The organism is Plantactinospora sp. CA-294935 (genome assembly GCF_050936445.1).
Lineage (GTDB): Bacteria > Actinomycetota > Actinomycetes > Mycobacteriales > Micromonosporaceae > Plantactinospora.
This window is the reverse complement of record NZ_JBNJMU010000001.1, coordinates 10192419-10217015: the sequence shown is the minus strand read 5'-3', so window position 1 is coordinate 10217015 and position 24597 is coordinate 10192419. Positions and strand designations below refer to the sequence as shown.

The 24597-nt window shown below is 72.9% G+C and carries 22 protein-coding genes; 16 read left to right on the top strand and 6 right to left on the bottom strand.

All coding sequences use genetic code 11. The annotated features are described in order from the left end of the window. Positions 1-504: 504 nt before the first annotated feature. The 8 genes from ACQEVC_RS44305 to ACQEVC_RS44270 all read left to right on the top strand — a co-directional run bounded on the left by ACQEVC_RS44305 (position 505) and on the right by ACQEVC_RS44270 (position 8276). Positions 505-3402: a Na+/H+ antiporter subunit A gene (locus tag ACQEVC_RS44305; protein WP_432890485.1), complete on the top strand. Its 2898-nt coding sequence runs from the start codon at positions 505-507 to the stop codon at positions 3400-3402. After that, positions 3399-3893 (top strand): Na(+)/H(+) antiporter subunit C, encoded by a 495-nt coding sequence (locus ACQEVC_RS44300; protein WP_432890482.1) that lies wholly within the window; start codon positions 3399-3401, stop codon positions 3891-3893. The genes ACQEVC_RS44305 and ACQEVC_RS44300 overlap by 4 nt, the downstream gene beginning before the upstream one ends. Further along, positions 3890-5395 carry a Na+/H+ antiporter subunit D gene (locus tag ACQEVC_RS44295; protein ID WP_432890480.1) on the top strand — a complete coding sequence of 502 codons (1506 nt, stop codon included), beginning with the start codon at positions 3890-3892 and terminating at the stop codon, positions 5393-5395. The genes ACQEVC_RS44300 and ACQEVC_RS44295 overlap by 4 nt, the downstream gene beginning before the upstream one ends. Next, positions 5392-6096, top strand: coding sequence for a Na+/H+ antiporter subunit E (locus ACQEVC_RS44290; protein ID WP_432890477.1), 705 nt, complete (start codon positions 5392-5394; stop codon positions 6094-6096). Before ACQEVC_RS44295 ends, ACQEVC_RS44290 begins: the two co-directional genes overlap by 4 nt. Then, a complete protein-coding gene (locus tag ACQEVC_RS44285; protein WP_432890474.1) occupies positions 6093-6353 on the top strand; it encodes a monovalent cation/H+ antiporter complex subunit F in 261 nt (86 codons plus the stop codon). Before ACQEVC_RS44290 ends, ACQEVC_RS44285 begins: the two co-directional genes overlap by 4 nt. Next, positions 6350-6709 carry a monovalent cation/H(+) antiporter subunit G gene (gene mnhG, locus ACQEVC_RS44280; RefSeq protein WP_432890471.1) on the top strand — a complete coding sequence of 120 codons (360 nt, stop codon included), beginning with the start codon at positions 6350-6352 and terminating at the stop codon, positions 6707-6709. Before ACQEVC_RS44285 ends, mnhG begins: the two co-directional genes overlap by 4 nt. 112 nt (positions 6710-6821) lie before the next feature. Further along, complete coding sequence (locus ACQEVC_RS44275) at positions 6822-7256, top strand: VOC family protein (protein WP_432890469.1); 435 nt, start codon at positions 6822-6824, stop codon at positions 7254-7256. A gap of 168 nt (positions 7257-7424) precedes the next feature. After that, complete coding sequence (locus tag ACQEVC_RS44270) at positions 7425-8276, top strand: MOSC domain-containing protein (RefSeq protein ID WP_432890466.1); 852 nt, start codon at positions 7425-7427, stop codon at positions 8274-8276. 162 nt (positions 8277-8438) lie between these two features. Here the strand turns inward: ACQEVC_RS44270 and ACQEVC_RS44265 are convergent, their stop codons facing one another. Both ACQEVC_RS44265 and ACQEVC_RS44260 read right to left on the bottom strand, forming a co-directional pair. Continuing rightward, positions 8439-8819 carry a sensory rhodopsin transducer gene (locus ACQEVC_RS44265; RefSeq protein ID WP_432890464.1) on the bottom strand — a complete coding sequence of 127 codons (381 nt, stop codon included), beginning with the start codon at positions 8817-8819 and terminating at the stop codon, positions 8439-8441. Next, positions 8819-10009 (bottom strand): D-arabinono-1,4-lactone oxidase, encoded by a 1191-nt coding sequence (locus ACQEVC_RS44260; RefSeq protein WP_432890462.1) that lies wholly within the window; start codon positions 10007-10009, stop codon positions 8819-8821. Before ACQEVC_RS44260 ends, ACQEVC_RS44265 begins: the two co-directional genes overlap by 1 nt. Positions 10010-10276: 267 nt before the next feature. Between ACQEVC_RS44260 and ACQEVC_RS44255 the strand changes: the two genes are divergently transcribed. From ACQEVC_RS44255 to ACQEVC_RS44245, 3 genes are all read left to right on the top strand, one after another. Then, complete coding sequence (locus ACQEVC_RS44255) at positions 10277-11641, top strand: hemolysin family protein (RefSeq protein WP_432890460.1); 1365 nt, start codon at positions 10277-10279, stop codon at positions 11639-11641. Further along, entirely contained in the window at positions 11638-12702 is a 1065-nt protein-coding gene (locus tag ACQEVC_RS44250) for a hemolysin family protein (protein ID WP_432890457.1), read from the top strand. Before ACQEVC_RS44255 ends, ACQEVC_RS44250 begins: the two co-directional genes overlap by 4 nt. Positions 12703-12799: 97 nt before the next feature. Continuing rightward, entirely contained in the window at positions 12800-13828 is a 1029-nt protein-coding gene (locus tag ACQEVC_RS44245) for a sporulation protein (protein ID WP_432890454.1), read from the top strand. A gap of 32 nt (positions 13829-13860) precedes the next feature. Here ACQEVC_RS44245 and leuE read toward each other — a convergent pair whose 3' ends face one another. Further along, positions 13861-14529, bottom strand: a complete 669-nt coding sequence (gene leuE, locus ACQEVC_RS44240; RefSeq protein ID WP_432890451.1) for a leucine efflux protein LeuE — start codon at positions 14527-14529, stop codon at positions 13861-13863. Further along, positions 14526-15821: a bifunctional pyridoxamine 5'-phosphate oxidase family protein/GNAT family N-acetyltransferase gene (locus tag ACQEVC_RS44235; protein ID WP_432890448.1), complete on the bottom strand. Its 1296-nt coding sequence runs from the start codon at positions 15819-15821 to the stop codon at positions 14526-14528. Before ACQEVC_RS44235 ends, leuE begins: the two co-directional genes overlap by 4 nt. Before the next feature lie 39 nt (positions 15822-15860). Here ACQEVC_RS44235 and ACQEVC_RS44230 point away from each other — a divergent pair, with 39 nt between their 5' ends. Both ACQEVC_RS44230 and ACQEVC_RS44225 read left to right on the top strand, forming a co-directional pair. Beyond that, entirely contained in the window at positions 15861-17201 is a 1341-nt protein-coding gene (locus ACQEVC_RS44230) for an aminotransferase class I/II-fold pyridoxal phosphate-dependent enzyme (protein WP_432890445.1), read from the top strand. 173 nt (positions 17202-17374) lie between these two features. Then, complete coding sequence (locus ACQEVC_RS44225) at positions 17375-18073, top strand: UdgX family uracil-DNA binding protein (protein ID WP_432890442.1); 699 nt, start codon at positions 17375-17377, stop codon at positions 18071-18073. A gap of 85 nt (positions 18074-18158) precedes the next feature. Here ACQEVC_RS44225 and ACQEVC_RS44220 read toward each other — a convergent pair whose 3' ends face one another. Together ACQEVC_RS44220 and ACQEVC_RS44215 are read right to left on the bottom strand one after the other, a co-directional pair. Next, a complete protein-coding gene (locus ACQEVC_RS44220; RefSeq protein WP_432890439.1) occupies positions 18159-19580 on the bottom strand; it encodes an Nramp family divalent metal transporter in 1422 nt (473 codons plus the stop codon). Positions 19581-19686: 106 nt separating this feature from the next. Beyond that, positions 19687-20556, bottom strand: a complete 870-nt coding sequence (locus ACQEVC_RS44215; protein WP_432890436.1) for a shikimate dehydrogenase — start codon at positions 20554-20556, stop codon at positions 19687-19689. Positions 20557-20698: 142 nt separating this feature from the next. Here ACQEVC_RS44215 and ACQEVC_RS44210 point away from each other — a divergent pair, with 142 nt between their 5' ends. The 3 genes from ACQEVC_RS44210 to ACQEVC_RS44200 are packed head-to-tail and all read left to right on the top strand — an operon-like array spanning position 20699 to position 24544. Further along, on the top strand, positions 20699-21409 hold the full coding sequence (locus ACQEVC_RS44210; RefSeq protein ID WP_432890433.1) for a TetR/AcrR family transcriptional regulator: 711 nt from the start codon (positions 20699-20701) through the stop codon (positions 21407-21409). A 52-nt stretch (positions 21410-21461) separates the two neighbouring features. Then, the gene (locus ACQEVC_RS44205) at positions 21462-23396 is read left to right on the top strand and encodes a bifunctional sugar phosphate isomerase/epimerase/4-hydroxyphenylpyruvate dioxygenase family protein (protein WP_432890430.1); all 1935 of its coding nucleotides are present in this window, start codon (positions 21462-21464) and stop codon (positions 23394-23396) included. A gap of 5 nt (positions 23397-23401) precedes the next feature. Further along, positions 23402-24544: an acyl-CoA dehydrogenase family protein gene (locus ACQEVC_RS44200; protein WP_432890427.1), complete on the top strand. Its 1143-nt coding sequence runs from the start codon at positions 23402-23404 to the stop codon at positions 24542-24544. The last annotated feature ends 53 nt before the right edge of the window (positions 24545-24597 follow it).

Here is a 24597-nt window from a genome sequence, read left to right as displayed (position 1 = left end):
GCGCTGTCAGGTAACACCCCCGACCCACGCCCTCCGGCCCGCCCGGTAACCCCGCACACCGCCGGCCCGGCCCCGGGCAGCCCCGCCGGCCCGGCCCCGGGCAGCCCCGCCGGCCCGGCCCCGGGCAGCCCCGCCGGCCCGGCCCCGGGCAGCCCCGCCGGCCCGGCCCGCCCGGTAACCCCGCACACCGCCGGCCCGGATCGCCGGGTGGCTCTTCGGGACTGCCGGGTGGCTCTTAGGGACTGCCGGGTGGTTCTTCGGACCGCCGGCCGCGCCGCACAGCGGCTCGAACCGGCGGGCGGTCCCTCGCGCCACCGACGGCGGCGGGGCGGCAACCGCCGACCCGGGACCGCCGCCGCGGACCGGCCGGCCGCATGATTGCCCATCTCCGGCCCCACTCGGGTGGTTTCGGGCAATTCCGCGTGTCGGGCCGGACTCTGGCGTGTGATCTGTCTGAGTCCACGTCCTCGGGCCGGGCCGTGCCGACACCTACCTGGAGTACGCATGCTGATGCTGCTGGCGCTGCACCTGGTGGCTGCGGCGCTGGCACCCGCGTTGGTGCACCGGTGGGGTCGCCGGGCCTTCCTGCCGTTGGCGGCCGCCCCGGCCAGCGCGTTCGGCTGGGCGCTCGGGTACGCCGGCACCGTCCGGGACGGCGGGGCGGTCGTCGAGGCGTACCCGTGGGTGCCGGACCTGGGTCTCGAACTGGCGCTGCGGGTCACCACCCTGTCCTGGCTGCTGGTGCTGCTGGTCGGCGGGATCGGCGCCCTGGTGCTGGTCTACTGCGTCCGTTACTTCGACGCCGACGAGCCCGGGCTCGGCCGGTTCGCCGCCGTCTTCGTCGGCTTCGCCGGAGCCATGCTCGGGGTGGTGGTCGCCGACGACCTGCTGCTGCTCTACGTCTGCTGGGAACTGACCAGCGTCTTCTCCTACCTGCTGATCGCGCACCACCCGGAGCAGCAGGCCAGCCGGCGGTCGGCGAACCAGGCGCTGCTGGTGACCACCCTGGGCGGCCTGGTCATGCTGGTCGGCTTCGTCATGCTCGGTCAGCACGCCGGCACGTACCGGTGGTCGGAGATCGCGGCCCGGCCACCGCCGCCCGGCGGGTACCTCGGGATCGCGGTGGTGCTGATCCTGGTGGGCGCGCTCAGCAAGTCGGCGATCTTCCCGACCAGCTTCTGGCTGCCGGCGGCGATGGCCGCACCCACCCCGGTCAGCGCCTACCTGCACGCCGCCGCGATGGTGAAGGCCGGCGTCTACCTGGTCGCGCTGCTCGCCCCCGCGTACGCGCAGGTCGGTCCGTGGCGCCCGGTGATCTACGTGACCGGGATCGTCACCATGCTGGCCGGCGGCTGGGCCGCGCTGCGCCAGGTCGACCTGAAGCTGCTGCTGGCGTACGGCACGGTCAGCCAGCTCGGGCTGCTGGTGGTACTCGTCGGCGCCGGCACCCCGGACGCCGCGCTCGCCGGCGTGGCGATGCTGCTCGGGCACGCCCTGTTCAAGGCGGCCCTGTTCCTGGTGGTCGGGATCGTCGACCGGCGGGCCGGTACCCGGGACCTGACCGTGCTCTCCGGGCTGTACCGGCGGATGCCGCTGGTCTGCGCGACCGCCGTACTCGCCGCGGCCTCGATGGCCGGGGTACCGCCGCTGATCGGGTTCGTCGCCAAGGAGGCGGTCCTCGGGGCGTTCGTCGGCGACCCGCCGCTGCTCGCCGCGCTGCTGATCGGCGCCGTGCTGACCACCGCGTACAGCGCCCGGTTCGTCTGGGGGGCGTTCGCCGGCCGCCCACCGTCCGGGGAGGCGACTCCGACCCGTCCGGTCGAGACCGTCCTGCTCGCCCCGGCGGCTCTGCTCGCCGTCGCCGGGCTGGTGCTGGGGGTACTGGCCGGGCCCGTCGGCGATGCGCTCGCCGGCTATCCCCGCTCGTTCGGGGCGATCGCGCACCAGCTCACGTTCGTGCCGGCGCCGGGGCCGGTCCTGGGCATGTCGCTGCTGGCCCTGGCCGGCGGCCTGTTGGTCAACGCGTCGCGCAGCGCGGTCGGCGCGGTGCAGGCCCGGGTGCGGGCACCGTTCGACGGGGACACCGCCTACCAGGTGCTGAGCCGGGGGTTCGACCGGGTGGCCGTGGCGGTCACCGGTGCGACGCAGCGGGGTTCGCTGCCGCAGTACCTCGGCATCATCCTGCTGGCCCTGGTGCTCGTGCTGGGCGGCGCGCTGCTGCGCGGCCCGTGGCCGGACCAGGTCGGCTCCCCGGACCATCCGTTGCAGGCCGTCGTCGGGGTGGTGCTCGGGGGCGCCGCGGTGCTCACCGTCCGGGCCCGGCGCCGACTCACCGCGGTGATCCTGGCCGGCGTCACCGGCTACTGCACCGCCATGCTGTTCGTGCTGCACGGGGCGCCCGACCTGGCGTTGGCCCAGTTCCTGGCGGAGACCGTCACCATCGTGATCTTCGTGTTGGTGCTGCGCCGGTTGCCGGCCCGGTTCTCGGTGCGGCCGCTGCGGCGCAGCCGGTGGACCCGGCTCGCCGTCGGCGTGGCGGTCGGGGCCGTGGTCACCGCGATGGCGGTGACCGCGACCGGGGCACGGCGGGCGCCGCCGGTCTCGGCCGGGTTCCCCGGGCCGGCGCTCTCCTTCGGGTACGGCCGCAACGTCGTCAACGTCACCCTGGTGGACATCCGGGCCTGGGACACCATGGGCGAGATCGCCGTGCTGGTGGTGGCGGCGACCGGAGTCGCCAGCCTGATCTTCCAGCGTCGACGCGGTCCGGACCGGCCCCGCCGGGACGACCTGCCGCCGCCCGGAGCCGAGCGGGTCTGGCTGCGGGCCGGACCGACGCTGCGGACCCGGCGTCGCTCGATCGTCTTCGAGGTGGTCGTCCGGCTGATCTTCCACACCGTCGTGCTCTTCTCCATCTTCCTGCTCTTCTCCGGTCACAACGCCCCCGGCGGCGGCTTCGTCGGCGGCCTGGTGGCCGGGCTCGCGCTGGCGGTCCGCTATCTCGCCGGTGGCCGGCACGAACTCGACCAGGCAGCCCCGGTCGACGCCGGAATGCTGCTCGGGGTCGGTCTCCTCGTGGCGGTCAGCACCGGTCTGCTGGCCATGTCGACAGGTGGGGAGCCGCTGCGCAGCACGCTGCTGGAGCCGGAGGTGCCGATCGTCGGCGACCTGCACCTGGTCACCTCGATCTTCTTCGACATCGGCGTCTACCTGGTGGTGGTCGGCCTGGTGCTGGACATCCTGCGCAGCCTCGGCGCCGAGGTGGACCGGCAGATCGAGGTGGAGGACGAGCCGGGTACCGGGCTGCGTACCGACCGGCCGGCGCGGCAGGCGGCGGGTGCCGGGTCGCCGGAGGCTCCGGGCGGTACGGACTCCGGGTCGGCCGGTACGGACGGCAGTCGATGACCCCGAACCTGGTGCTGGCGCTGGTCGTCGGGGTGCTGTTCGGCAGCGGCGTCGTGCTGCTGCTGGAGCGCAGCCTCAGCCGGGTGCTGATCGGCGTCATCCTGCTGACCAACGGCACCAACCTGCTGCTCCTGCTCGGCGGCCGGTCCGGTGGGGCGCCCATCCTCGGGGTCACGCCGGACGCGGAGATGAGCGACCCGCTGGCCCAGGCCATGGTGCTGACCGCCATCGTGATCACCCTGGGCCTGACCGCGTTCCTGCTGGCGATGGCGTACCGGAGCTGGCAGCTGACCGGGCACGACGAGGTACGCGACGACCCGGAGGACCGCCGGATCGTGCGCCGTGCGAAGCGGCACGAGCTCGCCGGTCCGGACGACAACGCCGGTGAGGAGCCGTGGCCACCGGCCGGTGGGTTGATGGGCACCGACCCGGAACAGGTCGACCCGGAGCCGCCGCCCCGCCGGCTCGACGACGGGACGGGCCGGACATGAACTACCTGGTACCGCTGCCGGTGGTCGTACCGTTGTTCGGCGCGGCGCTGACCCTGGTGCTGGCCCGCCGGCCGATCGCCCAGCGGGCGATCAGCGTCACCGCCCTGGTGATCACCCTGGTCGTCGCGGGCATGCTGCTCTGGCGCGCGCACTGGCACGGCCCGCTGGTGGTGCACGTCGGCGGCTGGCCCGCCCCGCTCGGCATCGTCCTGGTCGCCGACCAGTTGGCCGCGCTGATGCTGGTGGTCTCGGCGGCGGTGACGCTCTGCGTGCTGCTCTACTCGATCGGCGAGGACCGGGCCGATCCCGGCGTGCACGCCCCGGTGGTGATCTACCACCCCACCTATCTGGTGATGACGGCCGGGGTGACCAACGCCTTCCTCGCCGGTGACCTGTTCAACCTCTTCGTCGGCTTCGAGGTCCTGCTGTCCGCCAGCTACGTGCTGCTCACCCTCGGCGGCACCGAGGAGCGAATCCGGGCCGGCACCACGTACGTCGTGGTCGGCCTGGTGTCGTCGCTGATCTTCCTCGCCGCGGTCGGCCTGGTGTACGCCGCCACCGGCACGCTGAACCTCGCCCAGTTGGTGGGTCGGCTCGACGCCCTCCCGGCCGACCTGCGGCTGGCGCTGCACGGCGTACTGCTGCTCGTCTTCGCCATCAAGGCGGCGGTCTTCCCGCTGGCGGCCTGGCTCCCGGACAGCTATCCGACCGCCCCGGCCCCGGTCACCGCGGTCTTCGCCGGCCTGCTGACCAAGATCGGCATATATGCGATCATCCGGACCGAGACGTTGCTCTTCCCCGACGGCCGGGCCGCCAACCTGCTGCTGGTGCTGGCTCTGCTCACCATGCTGGTCGGCATCCTGGGCGCGGTCGCGCAGTCCGACATCAAGCGGTTGCTGTCGTTCACCCTGGTCAGCCACATCGGATATCTGCTCTTCGGGGTGGCGCTGACCTCGGGGCCCGGGCTGGCCGCCGCGATCTTCTACGTGGTGCACCACATCACCGTGCAGACCACCCTGTTCCTCGCGGCCGGTCTGGTCGAGCGGCGGGCCGGCAGCACCAACCTGGACCGGATCGGCGGGCTGGCCCGGATGGCCCCGCTGCTCGGGGTGCTGTTCCTGGTGCCGGCGCTGAGCCTCTCCGGCATCCCGCCGTTCTCCGGGTTCCTCGGCAAGCTGGGGCTGATCCAGGCCGGGGTGTCGGCCGGCGGGGTGCTGCCCTGGCTGCTGGTGGTCGCCAGCACCCTGACCAGCCTGCTCACCCTCTACGCGACGACGAAGGTGTGGAGCCTGGCGTTCTGGCGCCCGCCCCGGCTGGTCGAGACCGAGGCGTCGGCCCGGTTGCCCCGGCTGATGGTCGGCGCCACCACCGTACTGGTGCTGCTCGGGGTGGGGCTGACGGTGGCGGCCGGCCCGCTCTTCGGGGTCAGCGCCGAGGCCGCCGACGACCTGCGGCAACGCGTCCCGTACGTGCGGGCGGTCTTTCCCGGCGGCCCGCCGTGACCCGGGGCGCCCGGGCAGCCGCACCGGACCCGTCCCGCCGCACCCTGCCTGGATGGCTGGCGGGCCGGTCCGTGCCGGGCTGGCCCGCGGTGCGCCGCCGCCTGCCCGGCCGGCGGCGCTGGCGGGCGCTGTGGCACCGGCTTCCGGACCGGCGGCGCTGGCGGGACCACCTGATCACGGTCGGCTGGCTGGTCGCGGTCTGGAGTCTGCTCTGGGGTGAGTTCACCGTCGGCAACCTGGTCGGCGGCGTGCTGGTGGCCGTGGTGATCCTGGTCTTCCTGCCGCTGCCCCGGGTCACCTTCGGCGGCCGGCTCCGGCCGCTGGCACTGGCCGAGTTCGTCGGGCGGTTCGTCGCCGAACTCGTGGTCGCCAGCGTGCACGTCGGCTGGGTCGCACTGCGCCCCGGGCAGCCCCGGAACGCTATCGTGGCGGTCCGGCTGCGGGTGCGTACCGACCTCAACCTGGCACTGACCGCCGAGGTGCTGTCGCTGGTCCCCGGCACGCTGATCGTGGAGGCGGACCGGGAGAGCGGAACGCTCTACGTGCACGTACTGGACGTACGCGGCGCCGAGGACCTGGCCCGGAGCCGGGAACGCATCCTGGCCCTGGAGGCCCGCCTCGTCCGCGCCATCGGCTCCGAAACGGAACTGCGGCTGCTCTCGCCGTCCACTGGAGACACCGAACCGGGAGGACCACCGTGACCGTTGTCGTCGTTGTCGTCGCCGTCCTGCTCTCGACCGCAGCGGCGCTGGCCCTGGTCCGCGTCGTACGCGGCCCGGCGCTGCTGGACCGGGTGGTCGCCGCCGAGGTGCTGATCTCGATCATGATCGGTGCGCTCGGCGTCGAGGCGGCCGTCACCCGGCACGCCACCACGCTGCCGATTCTGATCGTGCTCAGCACACTGGGCTTCGTCGGCTCGGTGGCCCTGGTGCGCTTCGCCGCCGGGGAGGAGGCGTGACCGGCGAGGTGCTCGACGTGCTGGTCGGGGTCTTCCTGGTCGCCGGCGGGCTGCTGAGCCTGGCCGCCGGGATCGGGTTGGCCCGCTTCCCGGACGTGCTCAGCCGGATGCACGCGGCGACCAAACCGCAGGTGCTCGGCGTACTGCTGATCCTGCTGGCGCTGGCGGTGAGCCTGCGCAACGGCGCCGACCTGGCCACGCTGGTGCTGATCGGCGGGTTCCAGCTCACCACCGCCCCGCTCGCGGCCCAGATGATCGGCCGGGCCGCGTACCGCACCGGGCGGGTGCACCGGGAGTCGCTGGACGTCGACGAGCTGGCCGACCGGGACGCCGCCGGTTCGGGTCCTGCCGACTGAGCGATCCTGGCGACCGAGCTGCCATCGTACGTCCGGTCGGTGTCCGACCTGCCTGGCGTGCAACTGCTCGGCCCGGGAGACGACCGAAAGACCCCACCTCTATGCTGGGCCGATGACGTCGGTCAGGCAGATCCAGGTCACCTTCGACTGCGCAGAACCTGAGCGGGTCGCTCGATTCTGGTGCGAGGTGTTGGGGTACGTCGTACCGCCGCCGCCGGAGGGGTTCGCTACCTGGGACGATGTCGATCGCACGCTGCCGCCTGAGCGTCGGGGTGCGGCGTTCGCATGCAATGATCCCTCAGGTGTCGGCCCGCGACTGTTCTTCCAGCGTGTCCCCGAAGGCAAGGTCGTCAAGAATCGGCTGCATCTTGACGTGCGGGTCGGCACCGGGCTCGTGGGTGAAGAGCGCCTGGCCGCACTTGAGGCCGAATGCGCACGACTGGTCGCGCTCGGTGCGGTACGCGTGCGACTACTGCCTGCCGACGGCGACAACGAGTCGTGTCTCGTGATGCAGGACATCGAGGGCAACGAGTTCTGTCTCGACTGAGTGGCCGCGAAGGTGGCAGCTTCGCGAGTCGACTGTTCGCCATCACGAGGGTCGCCGTTCCGTGCCGCGCCGACAGTCCTGCTCCGGAATTACCCCTCGGTGTCCACGAGCACGCAGCCGCCGACGCGAGGTTACCCCCGTCACGCCGCGTCGTGTCATCCTGACCGGATGCGAGTCGTCTCGATTCACACGTACCCGGTGAAGGGGTGCCGCCGGATGGACCGCGACACGGCGCGGGTCGAGCCGTGGGGCCTGGACGGCGACCGGCGCTGGCTGATCGTGGACGAACACGGGCTCGGCCTGACCCAGCGCCAGCACCGGGAACTGGTGACGATGCGGGCGGTGTCCCGGCCGGGTGGGCTGACTCTGGACGCGCCGGGGCTGGACCCGCTCGATCTGGCCGAACCGACCGACGGCGAGGCGATCCAGGTCCGGGTGTACCGGGGGCGGCCGCCCGCACCCGTACGCGCCGCCGGCCCCGAGGCGGACGACTGGCTCAACCGGCTGTTGGGGCGCCCCGCCCGGCTGGTCTGGCTCGGCGATCCCACCGGCAACCTCGTTCCCTGGACGGTCCCGGCCGGCTCCGGCGCCGAGCTGAGCTTCGCCGACGGCACTCCGCTGCTGCTGGCCAACACCGCGTCGCTGGACGCGTTCAACGAATGGCTGCGGGAGTCGGGCAGCACCGAGGGGCCGCTGCCGATGATCCAGTTCCGCCCCAACCTGGTGATCAGCGGTGCCGCGCCGTGGGCCGAGGACGAGTGGGTCGGCCGGCGGATCAGGATCGGCGGGGCCATGTTTCACGGCGCCGCCGAGTGTGGCCGCTGTCTGATCGCGACGATCGACCAGGAGACCGGACAGCGGGGGCGGGAGCCGCTTTGGATGCTCGCCGCACGGCGGAACATCGGCAAGAAGCTCCTCTTCGGTCTCCAGATGACGGTGCGGGCCGAACCGGGTGGGCCTGCCCACGAAGGTCGTACGGTCAGCGTCGGTGACACCGTGGAGGTGCTGGACCGACGGTGAGCATGGCGGGGTCGGTTCAGCAGTGCTGCGCCGACAGCCGGCAGTGGTGGTGTGACCCTGGTCCGACTGGCTTCGTGTCGTCGCCCGGACCTGTCCGGCCGCTACTGCCGGCCCGGCCCGGCGGGAGACGCCGGACTGATCAGGAGGTTGACCGCCAGGTGGTCAGGGGTCGGCGGGGAAGGCCATCGTGCCGGTCAACGCGACCGTGCCGGGCAGCCGGGTGTCCTGGCGCAGGAACTGCACCACGACCGGGACCGGCGAGCGGACGACGCAGCCGAACCGCCGGCTCAGCACGATCGCCTCGGGGTCGATCAGGTCGTTGAGGCGTACGTGCCGGATCCGGCGGGCGTCCACCCTGACCGGGTACGGGCCGACCGGTTCCCGGTCCTCGTAGTAGACGGTGATCTCCAGTTCGGCCGGCTCGTCACCGGTGTTCAGCACGGACAGCTGGTCGAAGCTGGTGAACTCCGGCTCCTCACCACTGCTGGGGAAGGGGATCCGGCCGCCGGGGACCACCCAGACCCGCCCGCCGAGCCCGGCCATCAGCCGTCCCTCAGCAGCCGGGCGAGGTCGGGGGTCAGGAACACCTCGTCCGGGTCGAGCCGGCGGCGGAGGTCCTGGAACCTGTCCCACTGTGGATAGACGCCGCGCAGCTCCCGGGCGGTCAGCGAGTGCTTCTTGCCCCAGTGCGGTCGGCCGTCGTGCTGCCGGAACACCGCCTCGACGTCGGCGAAGTACTCGTCGTGCGGCAGGGAGTTGTTCTGCAGGCAGGCGATCGTCGTGGTGGCCCGGCCGTACGCGGGACTGAGCCAGACGTCGTCCTCGGCGCAGGTGCGTACCAGGACCCGCCAGGCCACCCCGATGCGGTGCCGGTCCAGGATCCGGCGCCGGATCTCGGTGAAGCAGGTGTGGAAGGCCTCCGACGGTATGGCGTACTCGATCTCGTCGAAGCGCAGCTCGCGGTGCCGGGGGATGGTCCGGTGGCTCGGGCCGGACTCGGTGGTCCGGGGCTCGCCGACCGGAACGAGTTCCGGTTCCTCGCCGCGCCGGTTGAGGGTGCGGATCTGGGTGGTGTCGGTACGCGGATACCAGTAGAAGTCCATGTTCCGGTTCTGCCGCTGCAACTGGTGCAGATGGTCGAGGGTCCAGGCGATCGACGAGCACCAACTGCGCCGCCGCAGGTGGTAGGTAGGGGTGAGTTTCAGCGTCATCGTGGTCACCACGCCGAGCGCGCCGAGCGAGAGTCGGGCCGCCGGCAGCAGGTCGCTGTTCTGCTGGCCGGAGATCTCCAGCAGCTCGCCGGTGCCGGTCACCAGCCGGACCCCGGCCACCTGGGTGGAGAGGTTGCCGAAACTCAGCCCGGTGCCGTGCGTGCCGGTGGCGGTGGCACCGGCGATGGACTGCACGTCGACGTCACCGAGGTTGTCCATGGCGAGCCCGGCCTCGTAGAGCGCTTCACCCAGTTCGCCGAGCGGCACCCCGGCGCCGACCGTCGCCAGCAGCGCGCCGTCGTGCCGGCGCACGGTCCGGGGCAGCCCGGCCAGGCTGACGAGTACGTCGTCGGTCCGGACCAGTGGACTGGACGAGTGGCCGGAGCCGACCGGCCGGAGCTTGGTCGAGGTCAGCCGGGCCCGTTCGACGAGTGCCCGGACGGCGTCCTCGCTCTCCGGCGTGGCGTACTCCCTCGGGGTGAACCGGAGGCTCCCCGACCAGTTGCGCCACTCCCGTCCCAATGCGGCCTCCCTTCCCGGCTGCCCGGCGGGCAACCGCACGGTGGGTCCCAGACCGGGCGGGACGGATCGGGACACGCGTTTCTACCCGGTCGGCAGTCCCGGAAACGGCTGATCGGGACCGCTGGTGGTTGTCCGGGCGGTGTTCTCCGGGGGTCGGTAGGATGGCCTGGTGATCGACTCAACTGTCCAGGAGGGCAGCTGTAGCCAGCCGGGTCGGACCCGGCATCTCCCGCACCAGCCGCGACGACGGGGAGCGCTGAGCACCCCGTGTTGATTGCGCTCGGTCTGGTCCTGATCATCCTGCTCACCGTGGCGACCGGATACTTCGTCGCCCAGGAATTCGGTTACGTCGCCGTAGACCGGGGCAAACTGCGCCAACTCGCCGAGGACGGCGACGTCGCGGCGCAACGCGCCCTCACGGTCACCGGACGGCTCTCCTTCATGCTCTCCGGAGCCCAACTCGGGATCACCGTCACCGCCCTGCTCGTCGGTTACGTCGCCGAGCCGTACCTCGGCGACGGCCTGGCCGACCTGCTCGGCGTGGCGGGCGTCTCGGCCGCGGTCAGCACGCCGGTCGCGGTCGTGCTGGCCCTGGTGATCGCCACCGTCGTGCAGATGGTCTTCGGTGAGCTCGCCCCGAAGAACCTCGCGATCGTCCGGGCAGAGTCGCTGGCCCGGGCCCTGAGCCGCTCCACACTGATCTACCTGGCCGTGGCCGGGCCGCTGATCCGGCTCTTCGACGCCGCCGCCACCCGGCTGCTGCGCCGGATCGGCATCGAACCGGTGGAGGAGTTGCCCAGCGGGGCGACGCCGGAGGACCTGGAACAGATCATCGCCGAGTCGCGCGAGGAGGGGCACCTCGACGCCGAGATGTCCACCCTGCTCGACCGGGGCCTCGACTTCCGGCAGCTCACCGCCGCCGAGGCGATGGTGCCCCGGGTCGACGTGCACACCGTACGGGCCGACGAGCCGCTCAGCCGGCTGGTGGAGCTGCTCGACACCGGGCACTCGCGCTTCCCGGTCCGCGGTGCCGAGGGGGTGGACGACGTCGTCGGGGTGGTCGGCATCGCCGACGTACTCGGGGTGCCGCCGGCACGGCGCGCGAGCACCCCGGTCGAGGCGGTTGCCGTACCCCCGTTGCTGGTGCCGGCGACGCTGCCGCTGCCGACGGTGCTGGACCGGCTCCGGGCCGGGCACCGCCAGCTCGCCTGCGTGGTGGACGAGTACGGCGGCTTCGCCGGGGTGATCACGCTGGAGGACATCGCCGAGGAACTGGTCGGCCCGATCCGGGACGAGGACGACCCGCCCGAGCGGGCCCCGGTCCGGCAGGCCGACGGATCCTGGGTGGTGCCGGCCCGCTGGCGGATCGACGAGGTCGCCGACAGCACCGGGATCACCCTGCCCGAGGCACCCGAATACGACACCCTCTCCGGTCTGGTGATGCGGGAGCTGGGCCGGATACCGGAGGTCGGCGACCGGTTGGAGATCAGGCTCTCCGCCGACGGCGAGCCGGACCAGGAGGCGACGCTGCCCCGGGCCCACGTCGAGGTGCTGGCGGTCGACCGGCACGTCGCCGACTCGGTCCGGCTCCGGGTGCTGGTGCCGCAGGGCGAGACGGAGCGCACCCCGTGAGCACCACGTGGGCGTTGCTGATCTCCCTGTTGCTGCTCGCGCTGAACGGCTTCTTCGTGGCCGCCGAGTTCGCCCTGCTGGCCTCGAAGCGCTACCGGCTGGAGCAGGCCGCCGCCTCCGGTGGCCGGGCCGCCCGGGCGGCACTGGACGGGGTACGCGAGCTGACCCTGATGCTGGCCGGTGCCCAGCTCGGCATCACCGTCTGCACGCTGGGGCTGGGTGCCCTCGCCGAACCGGCGATCGAGCACCTGTTCAGCCCCATGCTGCACGCGGTCGGCCTGCCCGACACGGCGAGCCACGCGGTCGCGCTGGTCTTCGCGCTCGCCCTGGTCACCTTCCTGCACCTGGTGGTCGGCGAGATGGCTCCGAAGTCGTGGGCGATCACCGACCCGGAGCGCTCCGCCGTGCTGCTCGCGCTGCCGTTCCGGGCGTTCGCCCGGGTGGCCCGGCCGGTGCTCTCCGCGCTGAACGGGCTCGCCAACGTGACACTGCGGCTGGCCCGGGTACGCCCCGAGGAGCAGTTGGCGGTGGCGCACGGGCCGGAGGAGCTGCGGATGCTGCTCCAGCAGTCGCGCGAGCACGGCCTGCTCGCCGCCGACCAGCACGAGATGCTGACCAGCATGCTCGAACTCCAGGGCACCACCGTCGCCCAGGTGATGGAGCCGGTCGAGACGATCGTCTCGGTACGCCCCGACGACACCGCGGAGCGGATCGAGGAGGTGTGCCGGTCCAGCGGCCGGTCCCGGCTGGCCGTCTTCGAGGCGCCGGGTGAGGTGGCCGGGCTGGTGCACGTCCGGGAGGCGGTCCGGGCCACCACCGCCGGACGACCGGCGACGGCGCGGGAGTTGATGACCGTGCCGTTCACCCTGGACGCGACCGCGACGGTCACCGAGGCGGTGGCCGCGATGCGGGCCGAACAGGTGCAGTTGGCGCTGGTCAGCAACGGTGCCGGTGCCAGTCGGCCGATCGGCTTCGTCGCCCTGGAGGACCTGCTGGAAGAGGTCATCGGGGAGTTCGACGACGAGACCGACCCGATCCCACGGGGCCGCCGGCTGCGCTGAGCGTCCGCCGCGCCCGCCTGGCAGCCGAGTTTCCAGGGCGGGTGCGGCGGAGCGGCCGGGTGGGGGCCCGGCCGGGCGGACACGGGAGGGGGCGACGGTGGGCTTCGGGGGACTCCTGCCGGGTTCGGGTCTGACCGTGCGGACCGTGCTGACCAATCCGAGTACCCGGCCGGGGCTGTCGCTGCCCGGCCGGGTCACCGTCACCGCCGGCCGGTCGCCGGTGACGGTCGATCGGGTGACTCTCGGCCTGGTCACCCGGGTCGAGCCGGCCGGCGGCGAGCTGGAGTACCAGCCGGTGGAGTTCCACCGGGTAGCCGCCGCCGGGGCGTTCGTGCTGGCTCCGCAGGAGCGCCGGATCCTCGACTTCGGTGTGCCGGTGCCGTGGGAGACGCCGGTGACGGTGGTCAACGGCCACTGCCTGCTCAACCTGCGGATGGGGCTGCGGACCGAGGTCGCGGTCAGCGCGCTGCTCGACCGGGGCGATCTGCGCCCGGTGTACGTGCACCCGCTCCCCGCCCAGGCCGGCGTGCTCGCCGCACTGGACGAGCTGGGCTTCGAGCTGCGCCAGGTCGGACTGCTCGCGGAACGGTTGCCGGGCATCGAGCAGAGGCTGCCGTTCCATCAGAAGATCGCGTACTGGGCGGCACCGCTGTACGGCGGCCCGTTCAGCGAGCTGGAGGTCTCGTTCTTCACCGACCCGTACCGGGTGGAGGTGCTCTTCGCGCTGGACCGCCGGGTGGCACTGGCCGGTGCCGGACACGTCAGCTTCAGCCGGTTCCGGGTGGACCACCGGGGCGCGGCGGAACTCGACTGGATCACCGTGGTGGACAGTTGGCTCCGGTACGCCGTACAGCGGCACTCGGCCACCGCCGCCGGCTACCAGGTCCGCACGGAACGCCGTCCGTCGCCGCCGCCCCGACCGACCGACCCCGACCAGTCGCACCCCGGCCCGTCCGGCACCGACACCCGGGACAGCGAGCCGCCGGGCCGGGAGCCCAGTGGGGCCGCACCGGCCGCCGGCCACGACCCGGACCGGGGGCTGCGCCCGATCGGCGGCGGTGAGGGCGGGATCGGCGGCGGCGCGGGCGGCGGCGGTGGCGGCGGTGGCGGTGGCGGCGGGACCTGAGGGTTTCGGATGGCTCCGGTGGACCGGGGGAGTCAGCCGGCGCTGGCGGTGGCGAGCTTGATGCCGAAGCCGAGGAAGAGCGCGCCGATCCCGGTGGTCACCCCGGCGGCCAGCCGTCGGCGGCGGCGGAACTGCACGGCCAGGAAGGTGCCGGTGAAGATCAGCACGGTCAGGTAGAGCGCGCTGGTGACCTGGGCGATCGCGCCGAGCAGCAGGAACGACAGCGCCGGGTAGGGATAGGCCGGGTCGACGAACTGGATGAAGAAGGAGATGAAGAAGAGGATCGCCTTCGGGTTCAGCAGGCTGATCACCGCCGCCCGCCGGAACGGCCGGTCGGCCGCCGCCGGCCGGGTGTCGACCAGCGGCGCCACCGCCGGGTCGTTCCGGGTACGCCAGCGCCGCCACGCCCCGCGCAGCATCATCAGCCCGACATAGCCGAGGTAGGCCGCGCCGGCGTACTTGATCACCATGAAGATCGGCGGGTACGCCTTGAGCACCGAGGCCACCCCGGCGGCGGAGAGCACCATCAGCACCGCGTCGCCGAGGAAGACCCCGGCGGCGGCCCGGTAGCCGGCGCGTACCCCGGTCTTCGCGGCGGTGGTGAGTACGTAGAGCGAGTTCGGCCCGGGCAGCAGGATGATGGCTACCGTGCCGAGCACGTACGTCCAGATGTCGGTGATCCCCAGCACGCCGGTCATCATCGCCCCGCCGGGACCCCCGGGCGAAGCATTTCCCGGAGCCTGACCTGTGCTTTCGGCCACTCGTCGGCGAGCATCGCGTACTGCACGGTGTCCCGCCACGAGCCGTCCGGCCGGATCCGGTGCCGGCGGAGCACCGCCTCCCGGGTGGCGCCGAGCCGCTCGATGGCGCGCTGCGACCGCTCGTTGCGGATGTCGGTGTGCCAGACCACCCGCTCCGCGCCCAACTCCTCGAAGGCCCTCGTCAACAGCAGCAGCTTCGCCTCGGTGTTCACCCCGGTACGCCACCAGCGCCGGCCCAGCCAGGTGTGTCCGATCGCGACGCGGCGGTGCACCGGGTCGATCTCGTAGTAGGAGGTGGTCCCGACCACCTCGCCGGTGACCGCGTCGAGCTGCACCCACGGCACCCGCTCGCCCCGAGCGTGCGCGTCGAGCGCGGTCCGGACGATCTCGGCCATCCCGGCCGGGTCGTGCGGCTGGGCGACGCCCAGATGGGGCCAGACCTCCGGGTCGCGGGTCGCCGCGTAGAGGGCGTCGACGTGCGACTCGGCCAGCGGGGCGAGCCGGACGTGCGCGCCGGCCATCGGTGCCGGGGTGTGCCAGGGGGAGCGGTCGGCCCGCAGGTACGCCGGCAGCGGGGCGGTCACCCCGACGTCCGGCTCGGGCCGCCCGGCGACGGTACGCAGCGGCAGCACGCCGGCCCAGTGCGGCAGGTCGTGGTCGGCGGGCTCCTCGCGTACGCCCCCGGTGCGGGTGCGGACCGAGACCTCGTGCAACGGCAGGGCCAGCAGGGCGGTCTCGGCCAGTTCCCGGCGGTTCGGTGGCCGGCTGTCGGCGCTGCGGCCCCGGCCGACCTTCTCGACCAGCGCGGTCAGCACCCTCCGCTTCTCCGTCTCGTCGGTGACCAGGTGGGCGGTGCCGTGCGCGACCAGCGAGCGGTAGTTGGCGCTGTGATGGAACTGGGACCGGGCGTAGACCAGCCCGTCCAACTGGGTCACCGCGACGCAGACCGGCAGCCCGGCGCCGGAGCGGGCGGCCAGCAGCGGCCTGCTGCCGGTCGAGCCGTGCAGATAGAGCGTGTCGCCGAGCCGGACGTGCAGGGTGGGCAGGATCCGGGGCTCACCGTCCACGGTGAATCCGAGGTGGCAGTGGTACGCCTCGTCGAGCAGGTCGTGCGCGGCGGAGCGCTGGTAGGTCATCTTCGACCGGTCGCGGGTGGCGGTGCTCCGCCGGGTCTGCGGGTAGGTCTCCGGTGCACTGTCCGGATGCGTCTGCGTCGGGGTCTGCTCGGCCATCTCGCGTCCGCCCTTTTATGATAGTACAATCCTCAAACTGTGACAGCACATTATCAGGTCGCCGGTACGACGGCAGCCGAGATATCGGCCAGCGTGGAGGCGGGCGTCCGGACCGGGGAGTTGCCGGCCGGTGCCGCGCTGCCCGCCGTCCGGGCCCTGGCGCAGCGGCTCGGGGTCAGCCCGGCGACGGTCGCCAAGGCGTACCAGGGCCTGCGGCAGCGCGGGGTGGTGGAGACCGCCGGCCGCAACGGCACCCGGGTCCGCCCGAAGCCACCGGTCACCGGCCGCCGCGCCGCACTGCGGCTGCCCGCGCCGCCCGGTGCGCTCGACCTCTCGGTCGGCGAGCCCGACCCCGGGCTGCTCCCGCCGATCGGCCCGCACCTGGCCGCGCTGGCCGAGACCGCCGGTGCCTCGGTCAACTACCGGGGCGGCGGCGTCCTCCCGGAACTCGTCGACGCGGCCCGGGAGCGGCTGACCGCCGACGGGGTGCCGGCCGAAGCGGTGACGGTGACCGGTGGCGCCTCGGACGGCATCGAACGGCTGCTGGTCAGCAACCTGAGCCCGGGCGACGCGGTCGCGATCGAGGATCCCGGCTGGGCCAACACCATCGACCTGGTCGCCACGCTCGGGCTGCGCGCGGTGCCGATGCCGGTCGACGACGCCGGGCCCACCCCGGCCGGGCTGCGCGCCGCGCTGGCCGCCGGAGCCCGGGCGGTGCTGGTGACCAGCCGGGCACAGAACCCGACCGGGGCGGTGGTGACCGCCGACCGGGCGGTGGCGCTGCGGGCGGTGCTGGCCGACCGTCCCGACGTCCTGCTGATCGAGGACGACCACGCCGCCGAACTCTCCGTCGAGCCGCTGCACAGCCTGGCCGGCGCCACCCGGAGCTGGGCCTTCGTCCGTTCGGCCAGCAAGCCGTACGGGCCGGACCTGCGGCTGGCCGTGCTCGCCGGGGACGAGGTGACCGTGGCCCGGGTGGCCGGCCGGTTGCGGGTCTGCTCCGGTTGGGTCTCCACCCTGCTGCAACGGCTCACCCTCGCGCTGTGGCGGGACCCGGCGGTCGCCGAACGGATCGCACTGGCCCGGGCGAGCTACGCCGAGCGGGTCGCCGCGTTGCGCGCCGCACTCGCCGAGCGCGGGCTGGCCGGGCACGGCCGTACCGGGATCAACGTCTGGTTGCCGGTGCCCGACGAGACCCGGGCGGTCGCGGTGCTCCGGGACGCCGGCTACGTGGTGGCGCCCGGCTCGCTGTTCCGGTTGGCCAGCGGGCCGGGGATCCGGATCACGGTCAGTCCGCTCGCCGAGGCCGACATCGCGCCGCTGGCCGACGCGGTGGCCCGGGCCGCCGCGTCCGCCACGCCGCTCACCCTGAGCGCCTGATCCCGGCGTACCCGGGACCACCGCCCGCGTCGCGCTTCGCCGTCGTCGGGATGCCGAGATCCTTGGGCGATCTGTGGTCAGCGGCCGACGATATGTCGCCGAGAATCTTGGTGGCTCGCCACGCCGGGCACCCTGTGTGCGTGACCCCGGGGATACGGGGTAGAACATGCGCTATGCCTGAGACGGAGACCGCCCCCGGAGCGCAGGAGTTCATCCCACCCGGCGCCGACAGCCTGGCCGAACTGCGCGACGCGGCCGGCGGCTGCCGGGGCTGCGAGCTGTACCGGGACGCCACCCAGACCGTCTTCGGCCGGGGCGACGAGCACGCCCGGGTCGTCTTCGTCGGGGAGCAGCCCGGCGACATGGAGGACCAGAAGGGGCTGCCGTTCGTCGGCCCGGCCGGGCACCTGCTGCGGCGTGCCGTGGACGAGGCCGGCATCGACCCGGCGCAGCTCTACATCACCAACGCGGTCAAGCACTTCCGGTTCGAGATGCGCGGCAAGCGCCGGCTGCACAAGACCCCGGACCGGGTGCACATCGTCGCCTGCCGACCCTGGCTGGTCGCCGAGTTCGCCCGGCTGCACCCCGAGGTCGTGGTGGTACTCGGCGCGACGGCGGCCAAGGCGCTGCTCGGCCCCTCGTTCCGGGTCACCCAGTCCCGGGGCGTACTGCTGCCCTGGCCGGAGTCGGCGCAGCGGCCGCAGGACTTCGCCAAGGTGCCGGTCGGGCCGACCGGGGAACGCGAGTCGGTCGCCCCGACCCGGCTGGTCGCCACCATCCACCCCTCCGCGGTGCTCCGTGCCGACGACCGGGACGCCGCGTACGCCGGCCTGGTCGCCGACCTGTCGGTGGTGGCCGGGGCGCTCGGCTGAGCCCCGGCGGCCGGGTCCAGCACCTCGACGTCGCGCATCTGACCGGTGGTGCCGACCCGGCGAGGGCCGGCACCACCGGGCCGGCTCAGAGCCGCTGGAGCTGGGTGACCACCATCGCGACGGCGAAGAAGCCGTAGAAGCCGATCGCCGCCAGCATGCCGCCGAGCCGCCAGCCGCGCAGCCGGATGGCCGCCGGCAGGTCACGGATGTTGAGGCGGACCAGCAGGATCGAGTAGAGCAGGGTGACCACCGAGGCCGCGCAGGTGGAGATGATCAGCAGGCCGAGCGGTTGGCTGAAGCCGGCGAGCAGGATGATCGAGCCGAGCACGATCTCGGCCCACACCACCGCGAGATAGAGCCGGGCCTCGGTCCACCGGGTGGAGGTGGTGAGGTAGTTGCGCCGGAGGAAGTCGCTGGCCACCCGGCCGATCACGTCCAGCAGCCCCATCGCGGCGGCCCAGAGCGAGACCACGGCGATCGCGAAGAACAGCAGTTTGAGCCAGGTGCCGACCTCGGCCGCCAGTACCTCGCCCTCGATCCGCAGGAACGACGGGTCGTTGGTGAGGTCCTCCCGGCCGAAGAGGGTCTGGTAGGCGAGCAGGCACATGATCGTGATGGTCACCAAGCAGACCAGCGCGAAGGTGAAGAAGTGCTCGATGTTGGCCCGCTTCCACCAGGTCGCCCAGCGGGCCAGGCTCCCCTCGTCCTGCGGGAAGGAGTACCGGTCCGAGCCGGCGGCCTCCTCCCGGCCGGTGATCGGCGAGATGAGCCGGGGTACGTGCGCGCCCATCCCGTACCGCTTGTCGCGGATCCAGTTGCTCAGCACCAGGTTGTGCACCCCGCCGGCCCCGGCGGCGCCGATCGCGCTGAGCAGCATCGTGAAGGTGATCCCGGCCGGGATCTGTCCGAACCCGACGACGCTCTCCTTCGCCCCCTCGCCCCAGGTGTCCAGCGAGATCACGAAGACCACCACCACGGCCAGGAAGAAGAGCGTGAGCGCGACCTTGACCACCTCGACCCGCTCGACGGTCCGGTAGATCACCTTGGAGACCGAGAGCAGTACGCCGATGGCGACGAGCACACCCACCGTGATCCAGACCGCGTCCCCGCCGCCGACCAGATAGGTGAAGACGGCGGAGCCGCTGGTGGCCCAGCCGGGCCAGACGTACTGGAAGGCTCCGGCGAGGCAGATGAGGATGCCCCAGCCCTTCCACCAGCGGGAGAACCCGGCGACGACGGTCTGGCCACTGGCCAGGGTGTACCGCTCGATTTCCATGTTGATGACGAACTGGACGGCGAGGGTGGCGATCGCCAGCCAGAGCAGGCCGAGCCCGCCGAGCGCGGTGAGGTACGGCCAGAGGATGAGTTCCCCGGCGGCCATTCCGATCCCGACCGCCACCACGCCGGGACCGACCATCCGGCGCAGGGGCATCGGTTCGGGCAGCTCTCGGGTGACCGGGTCGTCAGGGGGTACGGCGCTGTCGGGGGTGGTCGCCTGTCGGCTCATCGGATACTCCGGGGGTGGTGTGGGGGTGTGTGGGGGTGTGGACCGTCCCGGTCGGACGGCCGGTGGTGCGCCAGGCGCCGCGCGGGGGTGGCCGTGCGGCGCCGGTTCAGGCGGCGTGCCGGGCTCGCCCGGCGAGCAGCAGGTCGAGGTGTCGCAGCATCCGGCCGGTGTCCGGGGTCCGGCCGGTGAACAGCTCGAACGCGGCGGCGGCTTGGAAGACGCACATGCCGGTGCCGCCCACCGCCCGCAGGCCGGCCGCCCGGGCGGCGGTGAGCAGTTCGGTCTCCACCGGCATGTAGATGACGTCCAGCACCCACAGTCCGCCGTGCAGCAGCTCGACCGGCAGCGGTACGCCCGGATGCGCCCGCATGCCGACCGGACTGGTGTTGACGAGACCGTCGGCGGCGCCGACGGCGGCCGGCAGCTCCGCCGGGCCGGCCACCGCGATCCGCTCGGTGTCGAACCGCAGGCTCAGGGTCTCGGCGAGCAGGCCGCGCCGGTCCGGGTCGGGGTCGACCACGGTGAGGTGCCCGACGCCGGCCTCGAGTTGGGCGTACGCGCAGGCGGCGCCGGCACCGCCGGCCCCGAGCTGCACGACCCGCCCGGTGGCGGCACCCGGCAGCCCGTGCCGGAACGACTCGGTGAATCCGTAGGCGTCGGTGTTGTAGCCGATCCGTCGTCCGGCCCGGAAGACGACCGTGTTGACCGCGCCGATGTCGTCGGCCGGTGGGGCGAGCCGGTCGAGCAGCTCGATCACCTGTTGCTTGAACGGATGGGTGATGTTCAGCCCGGCGAACCCGGCCGCCTCGGCGTCGGCCAGCAGCCTGCGCAAGTCGGCCGGGGTCTCCGGCCGGTCGACGTCGAGCAGCGAGTACGACAGGTCGAGGCCGTGGTGCCGGCCCTCGGCCTCGTGCAGTGCCGGCGACAGTGACGCGCCGATGCCCGCTCCTATCAACCCGTAGCGGCAGGTCCGCATGGTGCTCCCGTCCTCGTCCGGAGCGGCGGGTGTGCCCGTCGACCGGGGACCGTCGTCAGCTAATGTACGAACTGGTACGTTAGTTATCCGCCTCGGTGTCCGGCCTGTCAAGGGCGCACCGGGGGCACGGCACACTGGTCCGATGGCGGACATCCGGAAGGACGAGGCGATGACCCTGCGGGCGGCACCGGACGCCGGGGTGCGGCCGGACGGAGGCGCGGCCCCGGCCGCCGAGCGGCGGCGGGACGCGGAACGCACCCGGGCCGACATCATCGACGTCGCCACCGACGAGTTCGCCAACCGTGGCTACAGCGGCGCCCGGGTCGACGAGATCGCAGCCCGGACCCGCACCACCAAACGAATGATCTACTACTACTTCGGCGGCAAGGAGCAGCTCTACCTCGCCGTCCTGGAGCGCGCGTACGGCGAGATCCGGGCCGCCGAACGGACCGTCGATGTCGACCACCTGGAGCCGGTGGCGGCGATCCGGCGTCTCGCCGAGGTCACCTTCGACCACCACGAGGCACATCCGGCGTTCATCAAGCTGGTCGGGGTGGAGAACGCCCAGCAGGCCGAGCACATGACGCACGTCGCCCGGCTGGTCGACCTGAACAGCTCCGCCGTGGACCTGCTGCGAGGCGTACTGGAGCGCGGGCAGCGAGCCGGGATGTTCCGCTCCGACGTGGACGCCCTCGACGTGCACATGATGATCAGCGCCTTCTGTTTCTTCCGGGTCGCCAACCGGCACACCTTCGCCGCGCTCTTCGACCGGGACCTCCTCGCCCCCACCAGCCGCCAGCACTACCGGACCATGCTCGCCGAGATGGTCACCGGCTACCTCCGCCGGCGTTGACCGCGCTGTCCCGGAGAGAGTCGCCGCCGATCCGGACCCCGGGAGGTGCGCCATGACCAGCCGCCACCGTTCCGCCCCGACCCCGCGCGACACCGGCCGTACCCTGCGCCGGGCCGTGGCGACCGTCTGCCTCTCCGGCCCCCTCGAAGACAAGATCGCCGCAGCCGCGGCGGCCGGGTTCGACGGCATCGAACTCTTCGAGAACGACCTGGTGGTCTCTGCGTGGTCACCGGCAGAGGTACGCGCCCGCTGTGCCGACCTGGGGCTCACCATCGAGCTTTACCAGCCGTTCCGGGACTTCGAGGCGGTGCCGGCCGACCTGCTGCGCGCCAATCTGACCCGGGCTGAGCGCAAGTTCGACGTGATGGCCGACCTCGGCGCCGACACCCTGCTGGTCTGCTCGTCGGTGGCGCCGGCGGCGGTCGACGACGACGCGCTCGCCGCCGAGCAGCTCGGGCTGCTGGCCGACCGGGCCGCCGCCAGGGGGATCCGGATCGCCTACGAGGCACTGGCCTGGGGACGACACGTCTCCACCTGGGACCACGCCTGGCGGATCGTCGACCGGGCCGACCATCCGGCGCTCGGGATCTGCCTGGACTCGTTCCACGTGCTGTCCCGGGAGGTCGACCCGGCCGGCATCGGCGGGATCACCCCCGGGAAGATCTTCTTCCTACAACTCGCCGACGCACCGCACCTGCGGATGGACGTCCTGCAATGGAGCCGGCACCACCGGCTCTTCCCCGGACAGGGCGCCTTCGACCTGGCGGGCTTCGTCCGGCTCGTGCTCTCCGCCGGGTACGCCGGACCGCTCTCCCTGGAGGTCTTCAACGACGTCTTCCGGCAGTCCGATCCGGCCCGTACCGCCGTCGACGCGATGCGCTCCCTGGTCTACCTGGAGGACGGGCTGCACCCGATCGGGCGGTCGGACCGGCAGCCTCGGCGGCTACCGACCGCGCCCGGGCTGACCGGGCACGCCTTCACCGAGTTCGCCGTCGACGGCCGGTCCGGCCCGCTCCTTCAGGACGTGCTCCGGGGGCTCGGCTTCACGCACACCGGGCAGCACCGCTCGAAGCCGGTCCAGCTCTGGGAACAGGGCGGATGCCGGGTGGTGCTGAACAGCGCGGTGACCCGCCCACAGGCGTCCGGCACCGCCGCGATCAGCGCATTCGCGCTGACCACCGCGGACCCGCGCCGCGGCGTCGACCGGGCCGCGGCGCTGCACGCGCCGGTACTGCCCCGACGCCGTGGCCCGGCCGAGGCGGAGCTGGCGGCGGTCGCCGCCCCGGACGGCACCTCGGTCTTCCTCGCCGAACCCGACGACGGTTGGCGGGCCGACTTCCTGCCGACCGGCAACGAGGTCGCCGAGGGCGTCGGGCTCGTCGCCACCGACCACCTCGGGCTGACCCAGCCCTTCGACCACTTCGACGAGGCGGGCCTCTTCTACCGCTCGGTGCTCGGGCTGCGCCAGCTCGGCACCGAGGAGTACGCCGCACCGTTCGGGCTGATGCGGTCCCGTGGCTTCACCGACCCGGGGCGCGGGGTCCGGCTCGCCCTCACCGTCGCCGTGCTCCGGCGCGGTGACTGGGCGCCGTCGGTGGCCGATCCGCAGCACGTCGCCTTCGGCACCGACGACATCTTCGGCACCGCCGCCGCCCTCGACCGGCTCGGCGCCGCCACGCTGCGGATCTCCGACAACTACTACGCCGACCTGGGCGCCCGGTTCGGCCTCGCCGAGGGTACGGTGCGGCGGCTCCGCCGGTACGGCATCCTCTACGACCGCGACCCGCACGGCGGCGAGCTGCTGCACCTCTACACCCCGGTCTACGGCGGCCGGATCTTCTTCGAGGTGCTGCAACGCCGGTCCGGCTACGACGGCTTCGGCGACGCCAACGCGCCGGTACGGATGGCGGCGCACCGGCACCAGCGACTCGCCGAGGTCGCAGCGCCGGTCGGAGATGTACCCGCGCCGGTCGCCGGGGCAGACTGACCGGCATGGATCAGCACCTCTACGAGCCCGTGCACGACGAGTTCCGCGAGCTGTGCCGGGCGTTCCTGGCCCGCGAGGCGGTGCCGTACCACGACCGGTGGGAGGCCGACGGCATCGTGGACCGGGAGGTGTGGCGCCGGGCCGGTGCCGCCGGACTGCTCGGCATGGACATCCCCGAGGAGTACGGCGGCGGTGGCCAGCGCGACTTCCGGTTCAACGCCGTACTCGTCGAGGAGGTCGTCACCAGCGGCTGTTCCGGGCTCGGGTTCGGGCTGCACAACGACGTGGTCGCGCCGTACCTGAGCGAACTGGCCACCGGCGACCAGCGGGCGCGCTGGCTGCCCGGCTTCTGCTCCGGCGACATCGTCACCGCGATCGCGATGAGCGAGCCGGGCGCCGGCTCCGACCTGGCCGGGATCCGCACCACCGCCACCCGGGACGGCGACGACTACGTCCTGACCGGACAGAAGACCTTCATCACCAACGGCGAGCTGGCCGACCTGGTCGTGGTGGTGGCGAAGACCGCGCCGGAGCGGGGCGCGCACGGGGTGAGCCTGCTGGTGGTCGAGCGCGGCACACCCGGGTTCAGCCGGGGACGCCGGCTGGCCAAGGTCGGGCTGAAGGCCAACGACACCGCCGAACTCTTCTTCGACGAGTGCCGGGTGCCGGCGACCAACCTGCTCGGTACGGAGAACAGGGGCTTCTACCACCTGATGGCGAACCTCCCCCGGGAGCGGCTCGGCATCGCGGTCGCCGCGGTCGCCGCCGCCGAGCGGCTGCTCGCGGTCACCCTCGGGCACGCCCGGTCCCGGGAGGCGTTCGGCCAGCCGATCGGGGCGTTCCAACACAACCGCTTCCTCCTCGCCGAGCTGGACACCGAGGTCACCATCGCCCGTACCTTCCTGAACCACTGCGTCGCCGAGTTCAACGCCGGCCGGCTCTCCGCAGTGGACGCCGCGAAGGTCAAGTGGTGGACCACCGAGTTGCAGAACCGGGTCGCCGACCGCTGCGTACAGTTGCACGGCGGCTACGGCTACATGCTGGAGTACCCGGTCGCCCGGGCCTGGCTGGATGGCCGGGTGCAGACCATCTACGGCGGTACCACCGAGATCATGAAGGAGATCATCGGGCGCGACCTGGGGCTGTGACGGGCCTGGGTCCGCACTACGCCGTCGGCGAATCGGGGTTGAACGTGCCCGGC

Coding starts and splice junctions, on each gene's coding strand:
- ACQEVC_RS44305 (WP_432890485.1), top strand. CDS start 505: ATGCTGATGCTGCTGGCGCTGCACCTGGTGGCTGCGGCGCTGGCACCC.
- ACQEVC_RS44300 (WP_432890482.1), top strand. CDS start 3,399: ATGACCCCGAACCTGGTGCTGGCGCTGGTCGTCGGGGTGCTGTTCGGC.
- ACQEVC_RS44295 (WP_432890480.1), top strand. CDS start 3,890: ATGAACTACCTGGTACCGCTGCCGGTGGTCGTACCGTTGTTCGGCGCG.
- ACQEVC_RS44275 (WP_432890469.1), top strand. CDS start 6,822: ATGACGTCGGTCAGGCAGATCCAGGTCACCTTCGACTGCGCAGAACCT.
- ACQEVC_RS44270 (WP_432890466.1), top strand. CDS start 7,425: ATGCGAGTCGTCTCGATTCACACGTACCCGGTGAAGGGGTGCCGCCGG.
- ACQEVC_RS44265 (WP_432890464.1), bottom strand. CDS start 8,819: ATGGCCGGGCTCGGCGGGCGGGTCTGGGTGGTCCCCGGCGGCCGGATC.
- leuE (WP_432890451.1), bottom strand. CDS start 14,529: ATGATGACCGGCGTGCTGGGGATCACCGACATCTGGACGTACGTGCTC.
- ACQEVC_RS44235 (WP_432890448.1), bottom strand. CDS start 15,821: ATGGCCGAGCAGACCCCGACGCAGACGCATCCGGACAGTGCACCGGAG.
- ACQEVC_RS44225 (WP_432890442.1), top strand. CDS start 17,375: ATGCCTGAGACGGAGACCGCCCCCGGAGCGCAGGAGTTCATCCCACCC.
- ACQEVC_RS44220 (WP_432890439.1), bottom strand. CDS start 19,580: ATGAGCCGACAGGCGACCACCCCCGACAGCGCCGTACCCCCTGACGAC.
- ACQEVC_RS44215 (WP_432890436.1), bottom strand. CDS start 20,556: ATGCGGACCTGCCGCTACGGGTTGATAGGAGCGGGCATCGGCGCGTCA.
- ACQEVC_RS44210 (WP_432890433.1), top strand. CDS start 20,699: ATGGCGGACATCCGGAAGGACGAGGCGATGACCCTGCGGGCGGCACCG.
- ACQEVC_RS44205 (WP_432890430.1), top strand. CDS start 21,462: ATGACCAGCCGCCACCGTTCCGCCCCGACCCCGCGCGACACCGGCCGT.
- ACQEVC_RS44200 (WP_432890427.1), top strand. CDS start 23,402: ATGGATCAGCACCTCTACGAGCCCGTGCACGACGAGTTCCGCGAGCTG.